This is a genomic window from Acinetobacter sp. ANC_7511 (assembly GCF_056779975.1).
On the sequence record NZ_JBWYIY010000051.1, the window covers coordinates 1 to 603 of the forward strand.

2 protein-coding genes are annotated in these 603 nt (G+C 39.6%); both read right to left on the reverse strand.

Annotated features, from left to right (window positions below):
* Window positions 1-404: transposase family protein (locus AC1M9L_RS14760; RefSeq protein WP_481592553.1), on the reverse strand; the 404-nt coding region annotated here is incomplete at its 3' end.
* A partial coding sequence (locus tag AC1M9L_RS14765) for a helix-turn-helix domain-containing protein (RefSeq protein WP_481592554.1) occupies window positions 346-603 on the reverse strand: 258 nt, incomplete at its 5' end. The genes AC1M9L_RS14765 and AC1M9L_RS14760, both read right to left, overlap by 59 nt.

Consider the following 603-nt stretch of genomic DNA (forward strand, 5'->3'; position numbering starts at 1 on the left):
CCACGGTTGCGATATCGCTCAGCAAGGATTTTGAAGGTCTTCAAAGTCCCAAATACATGCTCAATCCCAATTCTTCTTTTATTGATTTCTTGATTGTAAACTTTTAGCTCAGGTTCTAGTTTACAGTGCTTTTTTGCTTTTAATGGCAATAGACCATTTGGATACACCGTATAAATCCCTTGATAGCCTTTATCTGCAAGGATAAAAGACCCTTTAGGAATTTGATTCAGGTTGCGTTTGAAGAGTTCAAAATCATGTACAGCACCACGACTCGTGCATAAACTCAGAATTTGCTGAGTCTTATAGTGGATGATGGCTTGTACTTTAAAAGTATGTGCCTTCTTCTTACCACCATAGCTTTTCTTCTGTTTTTTTAGGTCTTTGTATTGGAACTTCGGTGGCATCTACGATCACCACATTCCAGTCGATACCTTCGCCTTCATGCAAACTATTGGGTAAATTAAATAGATTGGACTTGATCAGGCAATCCTCTACGTGGCGGACGATTCTTGAAGCAGTAGGCTCTGACACACCATAACTCGTTGCGACATGAAACAATGTTCGATATTCACGCCAATAACTTAAGCACAGAAGGATTTGATC